Below are 16,192 nucleotides of genomic sequence, written 5' to 3' on the forward strand. Positions count from 1 at the left end.
TTTAATTAGTCAAAGGGCGGCAGTGGCAAACGAACAAAACTCAATAGTTCTTGATATTCCCCCAACGATTTACAAGATCTGTATGGCTCTCTATCCAGCCCTTGATAGCCTCGTCCATGGTCTTGCCATCCTTGACTTCAGCATTCATTGCGGTGATGTCGGTGATGGGTACATAAACGCTGGCCATCAGTTCGCGCGCACGCGGATTGGCTTCAGCGAAGCCTTTGTGTCCGATCCAGTAATAACCCTGCAATGGCGGGAAGATTCCTTTTGGATCTTTCAGAAATTTGAGATCAAACTTCTTGGTCATCCACGAAGGATCCCAGACAGTGACCGCCACCCATTCCTTGCGGTCGACTGCCGACTTTAAAGCCGCCGTCATTGCAGAGGTACTGCCTTCGACCAGCTTGAGCTTGATGTCGTACGCCTTGACCACGTTGTTCGCGTCACTCATCAAACCCGAACCTGGCTCGATGCCAATGATTCTGTTCCCCAATTTGTCCGCGTTTGCATTCAGCTGTTCGATGGAGTCGATGTCTACGTAATCGGGTACTGCCATGCCCTGATAAAGACCAAAGGAGACCGGTGACAGCTTCTCGATTTTGTTCTTGTTCTTTTTCCAATAATCGGCGGCGGCGTAATCAATCTGGGAGGCCAACACCTGAATATCCCCTTTGCTGAGTGCAGCGTAGGCGATACCCCACTCGGAAAACTCCACGACTTTTACGGTATACCCAGCGTTCTCAAGTACCTTCTTGGTAATGCCGGTAATGGGCACCAAGTCCTCCCAGGACATGGTGCCCATTACTATGTTTTTTTCTTCGGCGTGTGCCTGCAAACTCATCATGCCCACAAGCGCGAGCGCGCAGAATGCCTTCCAGATATTCTTCATGGATTGTTCCGTTCTTATTAGTGACTTGTTAAACGGCCTTTATAGGAAAGCCGACGACTTAACTTATTAACCTTCTCGCCCGGCCCAAAACTCATGCCAACGAATGACCGAACTGACGCCCAGCTTCGTTATTATTTGAGGGGGGAGCCTGCTGGGTCCTGGCGCGAGACTGAAACTGTCCAGAAAATCAGTACGTATACCCGAAGCCAATTCCGCCGCCATTACACCTGCCAGAGTGCTCTTGACCGTTCCCAACCCATTTTCGCAGCAAGCCGAATAAAGGTTTTCTTCGATCTCGCCAAATGCAGCGGCGCTGTTTCGGCTCAAACACAGACGGCCAGCCCAGCTGAACTCCAACGCCGTGGATTTCAATTCGGGAAAGCGTGCATCCAGAGAGTGTCGCTGTTCTTTGGCCACCGCCGCTACACGCTCTGGGGTGACCTGGATACTCGGGTCATAGGTGAATTTTGTCCGGATGACGATACGCGAGAGACCGTCTGTAGAGATTTTACGAACAGTCGCTCCCATTGGATCAGCTGGCAACAAGGCCCACTTGGCTCTACCCGGTACGTCTTTCTTGAATGCATCGTCACTGTACGCTGCCGTCATGGAGGCGTACGTAAAGACGTGCAGCAGGCGTCCCTGATAATGACCAAAGTCTTCAATGTGGCCGTTAACTCCAAGAATGACCTTGGGTGCGTGCACCGTCCCGTTATGAGATCGAGCGCTCCAACCGCTTCCCTGCTTGGTCAATTCAATAATCGGAGAGCGTTCGAACAGCGTGATGTTCCCTTCCAGCCCTGCTGCCAGGTCTCTAATGTATTGCGCGGGTTGAATCAACACGGCGCCGGGCGTGTAGATCCCACCGTGGTAATAGGTGGACCCGGTGATGTCGCGCATTTGCGCGGCATCAAACATCTCGAACTTCTCGCCAATGCGTTCAAGGGATTGAGCGTAATTGACGTTCAGCTTCAATCCCCGCTCAGTGGCGGCCGCGTTGATCTTCCCGGAAGGGTCGAACGTGTCGGCAGACATGCCGTACTCCCGTGCGGCTTCAGCGGCAAAAGCAATCGCAAAACGATTTTGGGTGATTTCCAGTGCCGTTGCAGACTCACTCGCCACGGAATATTCCCCGGACGACAGACTGTGCGGCACATCGATCATGAAGCCCGAGTTCCTGCCCGCCGGCCCCTTGGCGACTTCATGAGCATCGACCACAACAATGCTGTCACCCGGGTGCAACTGTGAAAGTCTGCGAGCGGCGGACAGGCCGGCAAAACCGGCACCGATAATCAGCCAATCCGCCGTCACGTTTCCATCAAGCATGCGGACGGGCGCAGTGCGTGCGGAAATCGCCTCCCAACCTGAAACCCCGGTGTCTACCGGCAGGCGCTTGATGGTATGGGTGCTCATTTTTCGGTCTCTTCATCCGACCGATCAGACACATCGATCCAGATGGTTTTGATTTCGGTGTACTGGTCATGGGCAAAAATGGATTTGTCCCGACCACCGAAGCCCGACTCTTTGTAGCCGCCGAATGGCGTCGAGGCATCACCCTCACCAAAGCAGTTCACGGTGACGATGCCGGCGCGAATTTCCCGTGACAACCTTATCGCCCGGCGCAGGCTGCCGGTATAAACCGAGGCCGCCAGGCCGTACACCGTGTCATTGGCCAGCGCAATGGCTTCGGAGATTGAATGGAAGGTGGTGACCGAAAGAATCGGGCCGAAGATCTCTTCCTGGAACAGCCGGTTGTCTCGACCGACACCGTCAATCACCGTTGGCTCTACAAAGGCACCGTCTTTGGTCGCACCACCGTAAACCACTTCAAGCTTTCCGGCGGCGTGCTCAAGATACGACTTCACTTTTGCGAAATGCTCAGGGCTGACCAGCGACCCCACGCGGTTCTGCGGATCGAGTGGGTCGCCCATTTTCCATTCGCGGATGTAGGCGCCCATGCGCTCCAGCAGTTCGTCTTTAACAGAGGCGTGGACGATCAGACGTGACGTCGCGGAGCAGTTTTCGCCCATGTTCCAGAACGCGCCGTTGACGACATGCTGAGCAACGAGGTCCAGGTCTTGGGCATCGTCCATCACCACGGCCGGATTTTTCCCGCCGCACTCAAGAACGATGCGTTTCAGGTTCGAATCGGCGGCGTAATGCAGGAAACGGCGGCCGGTCGCGGTGGAGCCGGTGAAGCTCACCATGTCGACGTCGTTATGCAAGCCAATGGGCTCGCCGACCTCTTTGCCCGTGCCGGTGACAATGTTGAGCACGCCAGCGGGAACGCCCGCTTCAAACGCCAACTGAGCAACGCGCAGCGTGGTCAGCGAGGTTTGTTCGGCAGGTTTGACGATGACCGAACAACCCGCAGCGAGCGCCGGGCCGATTTTCCAGGCCAGCATCAGCAGCGGGAAGTTCCAGGGCAATACGCAGCCCACCACGCCGATCGGCTCCCGGACCACCATGGTCAGCGCGTCGCTGCCCACCGGGGCGGTGTTGTCGTAAATCTTGTCGATCAGTTCTGCGTGCCAGCGGATCGTGTGGATGGTGTCGGGGATGTCGACCAACTGACATTCACTGACCGGTTTGCCGCTATCGAGGCTCTCGAGGACGGCCAGTTCGTGTTGATGGCTTTCAAGCAGGTTTGCAAACTTCAACAGAACCGCTTTGCGCTCCCGAGGAGAAATAGATCTCCAGCGTCCATCCTCGAAGGCCTCTTTGGCATTACTCACCGCAAAATCGACATCCTCGGACGAACAGGCGGCGACGTCAGTCAAAAACTCGCCGGTTGCCGGATTGTTCGTGGCGAAGGTTTTGCCAGAGATCGCGGGCTTGAACGCGCCATTGATGAACGCCTTGGATGGCAACGAAATGTCTTTGGCCAGAGCGGCATATTCGGCCTTGCTCAGAAGATCACCCATGGCTGGCTCCCGAAGAAATGTTGGCTACGTTACGTTTGAGTTCAGCAATGAGCGACGCGAAACTCTGCTTTTCGTCCGCTTCAAGTGGCTGCAATGGCAGGCGCACATTACCGACTTTCAATCCGGCAACTTCGCAGCCGTACTTGATCGACTGCACGAACTTGCCACCGTCCAGGGCATTCATCAGCGGCATCATTGCCGACATGATTTGACGGCCTTTGTCGAAGTTCTTTTCGATCACGCAGGCTTCATAAAGCGCAACGTGTTCCTTGGGCAGGAAGTTGGAACCTGCGCACACCCAACTGCGGGCGCCCCAGGCAAAAAACTCGAGGGCCTGGTCGTCCCATCCGCAGGACAAGGCGATGTTGGGGAACTGCCGGGCCAGCCTATGCACCTGGCCCATGTCGCCGGAGCTTTCCTTGATGGCGACGACGTTTTTCGATTGGCTGACACGCGTGAAATACTCTTCATCCATCGAAACGCACATGCGCCCCGGATAGTTGTAAAGCATGATCGGCAAGTCCGCTGCGCGATCGATAGTGAGCGCGTGAATCGCGTTTTCCTGTGAGGTTGGCAGCGCGTAAGGCGGGGACGTGACGAGAATCGCGTCCGCTTTGATCGATTTGGCATCCTTGGCGTACTGAACCGCATCTTCGGTACGAATCGCCCCGGTACTGACGATCAGCTGCACCCGAGTGCCGATCACATCTTTGGCGTAGGCCGCCAACTCGGTGCGTTCTTCCGAAGTCTGCGCATAGTACTCGCCGGTCGACCCGCCGATAACAATGCCGTGCACCTTCGCCTCAATCAGCGACTCCAAAACTTGCGAGTACACCTCCCAGTCAATCTCCCCATCAGCGTTATAAGGAGTTACTGCCGGCGTATAAATACCTTCAAATTTCAAGATGAATGCTCCGAATGCGAGTGGGGTGGAAGATCAATGAGTACGTCAGCCTTGATGCCTTGAGGCGCGATAAACATCTCCATGTTTTCACGGGACATTTCCCGATGCTCAAACACGAGATCAACTACGGCACTTTGGTTAACTGTTGAATCCAGACTGGCATGGGGCAATAGAGTGGTCAATAGCGTGTCTTCCTCGCGCAGACATCTTTAAAGCGATATAGCGCACCGAGTCTAAAATTATTTATCCTTTAAATTCAACTGGTTACGAATAACACCTTAAAGCTACGCTATCGATCGATAACATTTGTTTATGCATTGATAAGCGTAAAAGTTTCTTGTTGGGGTGTGATGGCAGACGTAGTCTTTACAACAGCGATATTTTATTGGCGAAATGACGTTACCCAATATCGAGATTGATGCAAACAATGGTCTTTTGTCGTCCCTTTGGTATTTTGGAGTGTGTTGACCGTGAGCACTAAATCGGCAGTTTCAAATCTTATTGCGCAGCGCAAACCTGACCATGCGCTGCCAGGTGCCCTCTATGGCGACCCAGATGTTTACCGGCAGGATCTGGAACAGATCTGGCACAAAAGCTGGATCTTCGCAGGGCACACATTTGAGCTGGAGAAGTCGGGTCAGTACCTGTCGCTGCAAATCGGCGATTACCCTGTCGCTATCGTGCGCGGCGCAGACGGGCAGATTCGTGCATTCCACAACGCTTGTCGTCATCGTGGCTCCAAGGTGTGCCCGCAAGCCAGCGGCAAGGTCGCCAAGCTGGTGTGCCCTTACCACAAATGGACCTTCGAGCTGGACGGCAGACTGCTTTTCGCCGGGAACATGGGGGACGACTTCGACAAGTCTCAGCATGGGTTGAAAACCGTGCATTGTGAGGTCGTTGAAACCTACATCTATGTGTGCGTCGCTGATGTGGCTCCTGATTTTTCTTCATTCAGAAAATCTCTGACGCCTTTCGTTGCGCCTCATAACCTGGACGACTGCAAAGTCGCGTTTGAGTCGAACATCATCGAGAAAGGCAACTGGAAACTGGTTTTCGAGAACAATCGCGAGTGCTACCACTGCGATTTTACTCACCCGGAATTGATGCATTCATTCGTCGACAACCCATCGGTGGGTGGCGCTGGCGGCGACGAGGATCTCGAACTCAAAGAGCACTGGGATCGCTGCGAAGCGGCAGGCCTGCCCAGCCGGTTGGTCATGGACGAAGACGGTCGCTTCCGCATGACGCGCATCCCCCTTTTTTCCGGGGCCGTCAGCTACACAATGGATGGCCAGCCTGCGGTTGCCGGTCGACTGGACACAACCGGTGAAGCCAACATCGGTGCGTTGCTTTATTTCAACTACCCATCAACCTGGAACCACTTTCTGGGCGATCACGCGCTGAGCTTCCGCGTTCTGCCCATCGGTCCGGGCGAGACGCTGGTCACTACAAAATGGATCGTCAAGAAGGACGCGCAGGAAGGTGTCGACTACGACATCGATCGCCTGACCAAGGTTTGGCTTGCAACCAATGACCAGGACCGCACCTTGGTGGAAGGCGCACAGGTCGGGGTCAGCTCCCCTGCTTACGAGCCGGGCCCTTTGTCGGTGGCCAGCGAAATCGGTGTGTGCCAGTTTGATGACTGGTACTGCAAAACGATGCTTGAGCAACTCAATGACACGATCCCGTTGAGATCTGTCGGCTAAGAGCAAAACTGCCGGTGGCGAGAACCACGAATGATCACCACCGGCATACCCAGAGTTCTCCCCTCCTCGCACCCCGAGTCACTGCTCAGTCAGTACTCCTGCCTGCTAAACAGCTCAGGAAAACTGGGCGAGAATCCAGTCGCGTAGCCGGCAACAGGCGTCGTCATTGATCCGGTCTTCACGAAATGTCAGATAGTGCTGACTTTCATGGAGAACCACTTCCTCTTCGATCGGCCGAATCAGCGTGCCGTTTTCGATCAGGTTTGCAACCAGGTGATTCCATCCGAGGGCTACGCCCTGATGGGTCAACACCATGCTGATGACCAGGTTGTAGTCGTTCGCGTTGAAAACGTGAGGGCTGTCGTGGGGACGTTTCTCGATATCGACATCGTGATAAGCCAGCCAAACGCCCCAGTCAACGTGCTCCGCTACCTGGGATCTGCCATAGGGACTGAGGTTTAGCAAAACCCCGTCGCGCAGTGCTTCCAGGCTGGACAGCTCGGGGTGCTCCTCTTTGTAACGAGGAGTGCACACCGGGTAGATGACGTCATGAAACAACGGATAACTGCGGTAGCCATCCTGAATCCTGGCCATTTTTGTGATGAAGATGTCCGGAGTTACACCCGGCTCCATCGACAAAAAGTTTTGAGTGGTGACCAGATTGAGGTCGATATCTGCGTTTTTGGTAAAAAAACCCGGCAGCTTCGCTGCGAGCCAGAGGGCTGAAAACGCGGGAGAACAGCAAAGCGTCAACGTGCGCTTGCCTGCATTGTTGGTGCGAATGCGCTCCGCCGCTTGGGAAATGTTGACGAAAGATATCTGTGCCGCATCAAAAAAGATGGTTCCGGCTTCCGTCAACTCGACTGCTCGCCCCACTCTCTTGAAGAGATCCACCCCAAGGTACGCCTCAAGTTCCCGAATCTGACGGCTGATTGCCGCTTGAGTAACGCACAGTGCTTCTGCCGCACGCGTAAAGCTCTGATATTTTGCGGCGGCTACGAATGACTTCACTGCTTTCAGAGACGGCATTTTCAGCAGCGTCATGTCTGGATCGATGTGCTTAACCATAACCTAGAGTATTGAATATCCGGTTCGGGGCCCTTCGGAGGGCCGTTAGGGACGAGATCGGCGAGAGGGTTCCACCTGGAGCCTACGCTGGAGCGTAGCTCAAACGCAGGGCCTAAGACAGGGCCAGCCGCAGTCGTCTGCGCAACTGGCGCTGTCACAGTCGCAAATGGACATAATTAAATTATTGATAACATGACGTTATTGATTGGCTGGAATAAATGTTGTTAGACGCTGACTCTATTAGGTAATAACTTGGTTCTCAACGGTACTGCTTAATTCAGCGCCGATAAAACAAAAATAATAAACATCACATAATAAAGAGGATGGTCACAATGACTATTTCCCAACCTTTCTCCCAGCTTGACTGCCCCCACAAGCACCGTCTGAACTGATCAAGACACGTACACCTGAATTCTTGGTCTTACATCGTAATTGCAGCAGGAGGGGTTATGAGTCTTGGTGACGAGATACTCTCGGTAAAAAACATTTACAAAGTCTTTGGCCCTCAGCCGAAGCTCGCGATGGAGATGCTGGCTCGCGGTGCTGACAAGAATGAGATTTTCAGCAAAACCGGTCAAGTCGTTGGCGTTTTTGATGCCAGTTTCTCCGTAAAGCGTGGAGAGATTTTCGTCATCATGGGGCTTTCCGGTTCCGGGAAGTCGACGATGGTCCGCTTGTTCAATCGATTGATCGAGCCGACCTGCGGAACAATCCATCTTAACGGACAGGAAATTACCGGTCTGTCGGATGCTGATCTCCTCAGCGTTCGACGCAAAGACATGAGCATGGTGTTTCAGTCGTTTGCCTTGATGCCCCACATGAGTGTGATCGACAACGTTGCTTTCGGTCTGGAAATCTCGGGTGTCGAGGAAACTGAAAGGCATAAACGTGCACTCGAGGCACTCAAACAGGTGGGGCTCGATGGCCACGCCTACAGCTATCCGCACCAACTGTCCGGCGGTATGCAGCAGCGGGTAGGCCTGGCCCGAGCGCTGGCCAATGATCCCGCCATCCTGCTGATGGACGAAGCCTTCTCGGCACTCGACCCGTTGATTCGCCACGAAATGCAGGGCGAACTGATCCGCCTGCAGGCAGAACAGCATCGCACCATCATCTTCATCTCCCATGACATTGACGAGGCGATTCGCATCGGCCATCGCATTGCGATCATGGAGGGTGGCCGGGTAGTACAGATCGGTACCCCGCAAGAGCTGCTTTGCAACCCGGTGAACGATTACGTCAGGGCTTTCTTCAAAGGTTTCGACGCCTCGAAGATCCTGAAGGCTGGCGATGTTGCCAGGATTTGTGCAGAGCATCCGTACGCCGTGGATCAATCCACGCCTACGCTGCGCGACGATGTACTCCTGCAGGACGTCTTTCACATCGTTGCTGATGCCGTTAATCCAGTTGCCGTGCTGGATCGCCAGGGTGTGTTCAAAGGCACGATCTCCAAGAGCCTACTGCTTCAGACAATGAGCCGACACTAATAGGCTCCATTTGCTGGCTTGCCAGGCAAGGACATTCAGGTAATGACATGAACGAATTCAATTTTCTAGACCCATTTCAATCCATCAACGTCCCTTTGGGCCAATGGGTAGAAGTTGCCCTGAATTTTCTGGTTCATAATTTCCGCGAGGTATTTCGCTCGATCAGATGGCCAATCGACCAGGTACTTAATGGCATCCAGTTCGGATTGTTGGCTATTCCACCGTCAATATTCATTATTATTGCAACGCTCTTCGGCTGGCAGATAGGAGGAAAAAAGATAGGAATACTGTGTTTCGTCACCCTCACCCTCTTAGGCGTGATCGGCGTATGGAATGACGCCATGATCACCCTCGCCCTGGTACTCACTTCACTGTTTTTCTGTGCAGTTATTGGCATACCGCTGGGCGTCCTGTGTGCCCGCAGTGACCGGCTTGAGATGCTTCTGCGGCCGGTGCTCGATGCAATGCAAACACTGCCTGCTTTTGTTTATCTGGTACCCGTGGTGATGCTGTTTGGTATCGGCAACGTACCGGGGGTACTGGTCACGATCATCTTTTCGGTAGCACCACTGGTCAGGCTCACCAATCTGGGAATTCGCCAGGTACCGGAAGACAAGGTTGAAGCAGCCCGGGCTTTCGGATGCACCCCACGCCAGATGCTCAGGCGGGTTCAACTTCCTTTGGCTGCACCGACGATCATGGCGGGGCTGAATCAGGCATTGATGTTGTCACTTTCCATGGTGGTGATCGCATCAATGATTTCGGTTGGCGGGTTGGGGATGATGGTACTTCGCGGGATTGGCCGCCTTGATATGGGCTTGGCAACCGTCGGTGGATTGGGGCTGGTATTGCTGGCGATTTTCCTCGACCGACTGACCCAGGCAATGGGCGAACGCAGTAACAGGGCAACCAAAGGTGAGCACTGGTACCAGACAGGCCCGGCGGGTGTCATTTATCGCCTGAAGAGAAAAAATGCTGTTACGCAAATAAAAGTCAGTCCCAAAGAGAGTTAACGCCGCTAAGCGGTGCGTCGTGAACCAAAAGAAATGCCAACTTCTTTAATCCAGCCAAGGCAATCGATAATGAACTTCACAACATTCGGAATAAAACAGAAATTCATTCACTCTGTGGCGCTTTTAGTACTAGCGGTTTCCCCTGTTTTCGCATCAGCCGCCACGGCGCAGGAGCCCGGGAAAGGGGTATCGATCACCCCGATTTTCCCGTCAATTGCCGAAGAGCGATTTCGCGGAGAGATTGCAATGGCGGGCCTCAAGGAATTGGGCTACGACGTTGAGACGCCCAAGGAAACCGAGTACTCCACCATGATGATTGCAATTGCCAATGGTGACGCTGACTTCTCGGTTCATCTGTGGGAGGAGCTACACAAATCTTTCTACGAGAAGGCCGGCGGCGATGAGACGATGGTGAAAACCGGCGCTATCATGCCGGGCGTACTACAGGGCTACATGATCGATAAGAAAACGGCTGACGAACATCACATCACCTCTATCGATGATTTGAAAAAACCAGAGATCGCCAAGCTGTTCGATAGTAATGGCGACGGTAAAGCCGACCTGACAGGTTGCAACCCCGGCTGGGGCTGTGAGCTGATCATTGCCCACCATATGAAAGCCTATGGCCTGGAAAAAACCGTCACAAATAACCAGGGCTCCTATTTTGCCCTGATGGCCGACACCATTGCTCGTTATAAAGAAGGCAAGCCGATTCTCTATTACACTTGGGTCCCTCAGTGGATCTCCGGTGTTCTGGTCGAAGGTAAAGATGTTGTGTGGTTAACCGTGCCGCGTACGGATCTTCCCGGTGGCAAAAACGATGTCAACACTACCTTCAATGGTAAGAACCTTGGTTTCGCGGTAGACAGTGTCAAAGCGGTAATCAACAAAGAATTCGCCGAGAAGAATCCGGCAGCGGTGAAGTTTCTGTCTGAAATGCAGATCACTACCGACGATGAAAGCGCGCAAAATCTGAAAATGCACAACGGTGAAAAAAGTGCAGCTGACATTACCCGACACGCCAAAGAATGGATTGCGGCCCATCGCGCGAAATACGACAGCTGGCTGGCAGACGCACGCGCCGCGGCAAATACCGCCACCGCAAAGAACTAGTCCCTTCTTATAACTTTGCATAAAAGGTTGCCCTTCACCGGGCAACTTTTTTATCCGTTTCGGCGTTCATCACTCGGGAATATTGAAATGCAGTTGTATTCATTCGTCCAGAATTTCAGTTACAAGGACGCGCCCCTGCATACACGCGAATTGGTTAAAACTTGCCTGCTCGACATCATTGGTGTGGCCGCCGGTGCTCGCGACAATCAAACCAGCGTGATGCTCAAAACCTACGCTGACACCCACTACTCTGCCAACCAGCTGTCCAGCCGCCTCTGGTTCGACGGCAGAGCCGTACATCCATTGGGCGCCGCGTATGCAGGCGGTTTCTGCGTTGATAGCCTGGATGCACATGAAGGTCACTTCACCTCCAAGGGGCATGCGGGTGCGACCGTAGTCCCGGCCATTGTTGCATTGGTAGACGCGTACCGCAGTCAAGGCAAAGACATCAGCGGCGAGGAATTCCTCAGCGCACTGTGCATCGGTTACGAGACGGCCTTGCGTGCTGGTCAGGCATTGATGGCCACTGCCCCGGAATACCATGCCTCAGGTGCCTTTTCCGGGATCGGGGTCGTTTGCGCCGGTGCCCGCCTGCTGAAGCTTGATGAAACGACGTTCCGGCATGCGCTGGGGATCGCGGAATACTTTGGCCCAAGGTGCCCTATGATGCGCCTGGTGAGCTTTCCTACAATGTTGCGTGATGCCCACGGCGCCGGGGCGTATGCCGGACTGAACGCATTACTGATGGCACAGCTCGGTGTCACGGGCGCGCCAGCCGCCACCGTTGAACCTTTGGAGATTTCCACTTTCTGGCAGGACGTCGGAACCCGCTGGGAGATCGACGAGCAATATTTCAAACCGTGGCCGGTATGTCGCTGGGCGCAACCGGCACTCACGGCCATGACCGATTTGATGCGAGCACATCCAGTCATCGCTGCCGAGTTGATCGAGACCATCGATGTCGAGACATTCCACGAGTCTGTGTGCTTGCAGGGGCATTTTCCGAAGAATGCGGATGAGGCCCAGTATGCGCTCGCATTTCCACTGGCCGCCTTGATCGTTCGTGGAAAGCTGGGCCCTGATGAAGTCACCGGGGATTCCATTCATGCGCCGGACATCTTGAACATCAGCGCGAAGATAACCCTTCATGAGGCGCCCGACCTGTCCGCCAGGTTCCCTGAGGAAATTCTCTCCCGCGTCACGGTTACCCTGAAAGACGGCACGCGTCTTACGAGCCCAACCGCGACGGCCAAGGGCGACCCCGGCAACCCTATGTCGAGTGCCGAACTCACGGCCAAATATCATTTGCTGGCTGACGACAGCTTGGGATCGACGCTCAGCAATGCGATCAAGAACAGTGTTGAAGCACTGCCTGAGAGCGATGACTGCCAGTCATTCCTTGATTTGTTGCTGTCTGCTCCAAAAAACGCTGTCTAGATCGTGCAGCGGTTTCGTAGCTATTGGTAAAGGTGTCAAAGAGGGTTTATGCCATTCGTATTCGAGAGCGTGCTTAAAGACAAGAACATGGGGTACTCCTGTACGGCGCAGAAACCATCAATGCCGCAGGCAGTGACTCGTGTAGCTTTCGTGCTTTTGAACAATTTCTCGATGATGTCGTTCACCGGCGCTATCGACGCGCTGGTGACCGCCAACCTGATTAGCGAGACACCGGCGTTTGAGGTGTTGACGGTCGGCATCAGGAGCCGTCTGGTAATGAGCGATCTGGGAATCGCAATTTCGGCGGACCTGGAGTTATCCCAACTACCGGATCGTATCGATGTTCTCATCGTCGCCGGGGGTCTGCGAGTGAAGCTGATCAGCGACCCGCTGTTACGGCGCAAGCTGCGTAACGTCGCCTCTCTTGGCGCGACCATGGGCGGTTTGTGGAATGGTGCGTTTTTTCTGGCGCAAGCTCAGTTAATGGACGGTGTCGAGTGTGCCTTCCATCCAGATGGGCGAGCGATGATGGAGGATGTTTTCCCCAAAGTCCTGGTCACTTGTCGGACTCACGTATTGGATAAAAACCGTATCACCTGCGCCGGCGCCAGCAGTTCGTTACGAATGATGCTGGAGCTCATCACCACTAAACAAGGCGTGTCGCTGACCCACGCTGTCGAGGAAATACTCGGTTGCGATCAAACCGCTGAAGTCTCCGGGATATCGACTGTCATCGTTGACACTGACCCCACCTTGCCACAAACCCTGAAGCTCGCTTTAGAGCTGATGCAAAAGAACATCGAAGAGCCACTATCGATCGACGAACTGGCTGAATGCGTGAAAATTTCCCGACGACAATTGGAGCGGCGCTTCTGCCGTTTCGTGGGCGCCACGCCCACACGCTACTACCTTGAGCTGCGCTTGACTCGAGCGCGACAGCTTATTCTGCAGAGCAATCGGCCGATCACCGATATCGCGATTGCGACCGGCTTCTGTAGTTTCGCCAACTTCCATATGCGCTTTCGTGACTTCTTTGGCGTAGCGCCAAGCAGTTATAGAGCAACGTATGAGCGCAGGCGCTGAGTTTCGAAACCCGGGCACGCATAAAACATACGAAACCCGCACTGTCCAGGCCGAGTAAACGATGGCCTGCATCATCGATAAGGATTACCGAGAATCATGAATGCTCCATCGCCGGTGTTGACACCCACGGCTAACCACAGCGAACGGATGTCTACACGCATTGCCTTCCTCATCGCGGGCTTGCTCATGTCCGCTTGGGCGCCTCTGGTTCCCTTGGTCAAAGCACGCGCCGGCCTGGACGATGGTGGCCTGGGGTTGCTGCTGCTTGGCCTTGGCGGTGGATCTATTGTGGCCATGCCCTTCGCGGGGTACCTCACTGCACACTATGGATGCCGACCGGTCGTCATCTGGGCGACGATTGTCTTGTGTGCCGTTCTTGCGCTGTTGAGCACCGTGGTGTGGCTGCCCGGTCTGGTCATCACTGTCATTATCTTTGGTGCCAGCATGGGCATGCTTGATTGCGCCATGAACATCCAGTCCGTCATCGTCGAGAAAAACAGCGGACAGGCACTTCAGTCCGGTTTCCATGGCCTTTACAGCGTTGGAGGTATCGTGGGCGCCGGGGCCATGACCGCTTTATTGACCTTAGGGCTGGATCCACTGATTGCTGCGCTCTGCATCGTTGCCGCCGTTTTGGGAGCGCTTTACAAGGCAGCGCCTGCTTTTCTGACTTATGGCACTGAACGGGGTGGACCCCTGTTCGCGGTGCCCAGGGGTATCGTGCTGTTTTTAGGGGTGCTCTGTTTCATCGTCTTCCTCACTGAAGGCGCAATCCTCGACTGGAGCGCGGTTTTCCTTGTCTCGAGCCGAGGGTTAGAGCCGAGCATCGCCGGCTTGGGCTACGCATCCTTCGCCGCTGCGATGACGGTGGGCCGCCTGACGGGGGACGCCATCGTCAGCAAACTGGGCGGCGTACGCGTCGTTGCGATTGGCGGGCTTTGCGCGGCCGCAGGCATGATCGTGTCGCTTGGAATCGATGGCTGGGCCGCGTCCTTGATTGGCTACGCTCTGGTCGGTGCTGGATGCTCAAACATTGTCCCTGTGCTCTTTACCGCCGTGGGCCGCCAGCAACGTATGCCGCAGGCAGTAGCCATCCCCGCTGTCATCTCGATGGGCTACGCGGGGATTCTGATCGGTCCCGTATTTATCGGGGCGGTCGCCCATCTGAGCACCTTGTCATTCGCTCTTGGCTGCGTGATTGTTTTGCTGGTTTTTGTCAGTGCGACAGCTCGATTACTTCGCAATTGACCGAATCGTTTCAGGCGCGATTTCAGCATTGGCCATTGCGAGTCGAGGTCAATCGTTCAGAAAGCCAAGAGACCGCTCGACGGATGGATCACTGAATGCTCAAAGTGACCTGCCAGGAATGTTCAAGAGGTAAACGTGATGCGGTCGTACCCACAGATGTCCGAACAAGAACTCCTGGTACAGGGAATGGTAATGCGCGAGGCACTCCTGCGAATCCTCACCCGGCATTCTCAAGTGAGTGGTGTTGATGGCGTGGATACAGAAATCTGTGTTCGCGCCTTGAGCAATGCGCGCCTGGACATCGGCTTGCCTCCGTTCTCGGGCACTTCCCTGCCCGCTTGCCTTGCGCCCACGGTAGCGCGGGCATTGGCGGATGCTCCCCGAACGGATCGGGACTTCAAGATTCTGCTATCGGCTCTTGAGACCCTGTTGTCCAGTAGTCACTGGATAAAGCGATCCGCTTCAAAAGGGGACGATGATGCGTTTGAAGAAAAGCACCGACATGCGCTGATTCTCGGCAAGGGCGCACTGCTTGAATGTTCAACTTTGACAGTGGGGTTGGCGGTCATGGAGCCCGAACTTTGCTATCCGTACCACAAGCATCCTCCGGCAGAGTTTTATGTCGTTTTATCGGAAGGTCACTGGTACCGAAAAGATGTCGGCTGGTGGAATCCCGGGCCGGGCGGCGTAGTGTTCAACCCACCATCGGCGGTCCATTCCATGAGGTCAACCGACAAGCCGTTGCTGGCACTTTGGGGACTTTCCCATGCAGTGGATTGATGCACCGACCATCAGCAGACTGCTCGACTATCCAAGCCACAAGCCTTCGGTCCCCCTGCCCCCGGTCGTTTCAATGGCCGCGAATGTAGTGTTCCAGTTGCCGGATCAACTCGGTCTGCTCGACGATGGCTTCCTTGACCAGATCACCAATCGACAACAGGCCAATCAATTGGTCGCCCTCCACCACCGGTAGATGGCGCAGATGACTGTCGGTCATGACCGCCATGCAACGCTCGATGCTCTGCTGACTGTCTGCTGTCACGACGGGCGCGCTCATGATGGCCCGGACCGGCGTACCGACCGAAGAACGCCCCTGTAGAACGACCTTGCGCGCATAGTCGCGTTCGCTGATCACGCCGACCACCTGCCCCTCCTCCATGACCGGTAGGGCACCGACATTTTTTTCCGCCATCATCCTCAACGCTTCAAGCACCGTCTGGTCTGGCGCGATGCTATGCACCCGCCGGTTCTGCACGGCCTTGAGCTTCAGCAGTTGTGCGGCTGTTTTCATACAAGCCTCCGATACTGTTTGTCATT

Annotated in this window: 14 protein-coding genes and 1 pseudogene; 8 read left to right on the forward strand and 7 right to left on the reverse strand. The window is 54.7% G+C overall.

Annotated elements, in window-relative coordinates:
• Window positions 1-40: 40 nt before the first annotated feature.
• The 5 genes and pseudogenes from ACM6IK_RS14230 to ACM6IK_RS14250 all read right to left on the reverse strand — a co-directional run.
• Window positions 41-892: a glycine betaine ABC transporter substrate-binding protein gene (locus ACM6IK_RS14230; protein ID WP_414874846.1), complete on the reverse strand. Its 852-nt coding sequence runs from the start codon at window positions 890-892 to the stop codon at window positions 41-43.
• Between the two features lie 66 nt (window positions 893-958).
• Window positions 959-2,305: an NAD(P)/FAD-dependent oxidoreductase gene (locus ACM6IK_RS14235; protein ID WP_414874847.1), complete on the reverse strand. Its 1,347-nt coding sequence runs from the start codon at window positions 2,303-2,305 to the stop codon at window positions 959-961.
• Window positions 2,302-3,816, reverse strand: coding sequence for an aldehyde dehydrogenase (locus tag ACM6IK_RS14240; RefSeq protein WP_414874848.1), 1,515 nt, complete (start codon window positions 3,814-3,816; stop codon window positions 2,302-2,304). The genes ACM6IK_RS14235 and ACM6IK_RS14240 overlap by 4 nt, the downstream gene beginning before the upstream one ends.
• Window positions 3,809-4,720, reverse strand: coding sequence for a dihydrodipicolinate synthase family protein (locus ACM6IK_RS14245; protein ID WP_414874849.1), 912 nt, complete (start codon window positions 4,718-4,720; stop codon window positions 3,809-3,811). The genes ACM6IK_RS14240 and ACM6IK_RS14245 overlap by 8 nt, the downstream gene beginning before the upstream one ends.
• Window positions 4,717-4,860 (reverse strand): annotated as a pseudogene (locus ACM6IK_RS14250) (GntR family transcriptional regulator); the annotation flags it as partial. The pseudogene ACM6IK_RS14250 and the gene ACM6IK_RS14245, both read right to left, overlap by 4 nt.
• Window positions 4,861-5,190: 330 nt before the next feature.
• Here ACM6IK_RS14250 and ACM6IK_RS14255 point away from each other — a divergent pair.
• Window positions 5,191-6,426: an aromatic ring-hydroxylating oxygenase subunit alpha gene (locus ACM6IK_RS14255; RefSeq protein WP_414874866.1), complete on the forward strand. Its 1,236-nt coding sequence runs from the start codon at window positions 5,191-5,193 to the stop codon at window positions 6,424-6,426.
• Window positions 6,427-6,540: 114 nt separating this feature from the next.
• Here the strand turns inward: ACM6IK_RS14255 and ACM6IK_RS14260 are convergent, their stop codons facing one another.
• Window positions 6,541-7,494, reverse strand: a complete 954-nt coding sequence (locus ACM6IK_RS14260; protein WP_056724831.1) for a LysR family transcriptional regulator — start codon at window positions 7,492-7,494, stop codon at window positions 6,541-6,543.
• Window positions 7,495-7,943: 449 nt separating this feature from the next.
• Between ACM6IK_RS14260 and ACM6IK_RS14265 the strand changes: the two genes are divergently transcribed.
• The 7 genes from ACM6IK_RS14265 to ACM6IK_RS14295 all read left to right on the forward strand — a co-directional run bounded on the left by ACM6IK_RS14265 (window position 7,944) and on the right by ACM6IK_RS14295 (window position 15,655).
• The gene (locus tag ACM6IK_RS14265; RefSeq protein ID WP_414874850.1) at window positions 7,944-8,981 is read left to right on the forward strand and encodes a quaternary amine ABC transporter ATP-binding protein; all 1,038 of its coding nucleotides are present in this window, start codon (window positions 7,944-7,946) and stop codon (window positions 8,979-8,981) included.
• A 47-nt stretch (window positions 8,982-9,028) separates the two neighbouring features.
• A complete protein-coding gene (gene proW / locus ACM6IK_RS14270; protein WP_218427988.1) occupies window positions 9,029-9,994 on the forward strand; it encodes a glycine betaine/L-proline ABC transporter permease ProW in 966 nt (321 codons plus the stop codon).
• Window positions 9,995-10,063: 69 nt separating this feature from the next.
• Window positions 10,064-11,107, forward strand: a complete 1,044-nt coding sequence (gene proX / locus ACM6IK_RS14275; RefSeq protein WP_218427986.1) for a glycine betaine/L-proline ABC transporter substrate-binding protein ProX — start codon at window positions 10,064-10,066, stop codon at window positions 11,105-11,107.
• An 87-nt stretch (window positions 11,108-11,194) separates the two neighbouring features.
• Complete coding sequence (locus ACM6IK_RS14280) at window positions 11,195-12,544, forward strand: MmgE/PrpD family protein (RefSeq protein WP_414874851.1); 1,350 nt, start codon at window positions 11,195-11,197, stop codon at window positions 12,542-12,544.
• Window positions 12,545-12,592: 48 nt separating this feature from the next.
• On the forward strand, window positions 12,593-13,627 hold the full coding sequence (locus ACM6IK_RS14285) for a GlxA family transcriptional regulator (protein WP_414874852.1): 1,035 nt from the start codon (window positions 12,593-12,595) through the stop codon (window positions 13,625-13,627).
• A 96-nt stretch (window positions 13,628-13,723) separates the two neighbouring features.
• Window positions 13,724-14,875, forward strand: a complete 1,152-nt coding sequence (locus ACM6IK_RS14290) for an MFS transporter (RefSeq protein ID WP_414874853.1) — start codon at window positions 13,724-13,726, stop codon at window positions 14,873-14,875.
• A gap of 156 nt (window positions 14,876-15,031) precedes the next feature.
• The gene (locus ACM6IK_RS14295) at window positions 15,032-15,655 is read left to right on the forward strand and encodes a dimethylsulfonioproprionate lyase family protein (RefSeq protein ID WP_414874854.1); all 624 of its coding nucleotides are present in this window, start codon (window positions 15,032-15,034) and stop codon (window positions 15,653-15,655) included.
• 70 nt (window positions 15,656-15,725) lie between these two features.
• Here ACM6IK_RS14295 and ACM6IK_RS14300 read toward each other — a convergent pair whose 3' ends face one another.
• Entirely contained in the window at window positions 15,726-16,166 is a 441-nt protein-coding gene (locus ACM6IK_RS14300; protein ID WP_414874855.1) for a CBS domain-containing protein, read from the reverse strand.
• Window positions 16,167-16,192 lie beyond the last annotated feature (26 nt).

This window comes from Pseudomonas sp. IT-196MI5 (assembly GCF_949767415.1).
Classification (GTDB): domain Bacteria; phylum Pseudomonadota; class Gammaproteobacteria; order Pseudomonadales; family Pseudomonadaceae; genus Aquipseudomonas.

Coding starts and splice junctions, on each gene's coding strand:
- ACM6IK_RS14230 (WP_414874846.1), bottom strand. CDS start 892: ATGAAGAATATCTGGAAGGCATTCTGCGCGCTCGCGCTTGTGGGCATG.
- ACM6IK_RS14235 (WP_414874847.1), bottom strand. CDS start 2,305: ATGAGCACCCATACCATCAAGCGCCTGCCGGTAGACACCGGGGTTTCA.
- ACM6IK_RS14240 (WP_414874848.1), bottom strand. CDS start 3,816: ATGGGTGATCTTCTGAGCAAGGCCGAATATGCCGCTCTGGCCAAAGAC.
- ACM6IK_RS14260 (WP_056724831.1), bottom strand. CDS start 7,494: ATGGTTAAGCACATCGATCCAGACATGACGCTGCTGAAAATGCCGTCT.
- ACM6IK_RS14265 (WP_414874850.1), top strand. CDS start 7,944: ATGAGTCTTGGTGACGAGATACTCTCGGTAAAAAACATTTACAAAGTC.
- proW (WP_218427988.1), top strand. CDS start 9,029: ATGAACGAATTCAATTTTCTAGACCCATTTCAATCCATCAACGTCCCT.
- proX (WP_218427986.1), top strand. CDS start 10,064: ATGAACTTCACAACATTCGGAATAAAACAGAAATTCATTCACTCTGTG.
- ACM6IK_RS14280 (WP_414874851.1), top strand. CDS start 11,195: ATGCAGTTGTATTCATTCGTCCAGAATTTCAGTTACAAGGACGCGCCC.
- ACM6IK_RS14285 (WP_414874852.1), top strand. CDS start 12,593: ATGCCATTCGTATTCGAGAGCGTGCTTAAAGACAAGAACATGGGGTAC.
- ACM6IK_RS14290 (WP_414874853.1), top strand. CDS start 13,724: ATGAATGCTCCATCGCCGGTGTTGACACCCACGGCTAACCACAGCGAA.
- ACM6IK_RS14295 (WP_414874854.1), top strand. CDS start 15,032: ATGTCCGAACAAGAACTCCTGGTACAGGGAATGGTAATGCGCGAGGCA.
- ACM6IK_RS14300 (WP_414874855.1), bottom strand. CDS start 16,166: ATGAAAACAGCCGCACAACTGCTGAAGCTCAAGGCCGTGCAGAACCGG.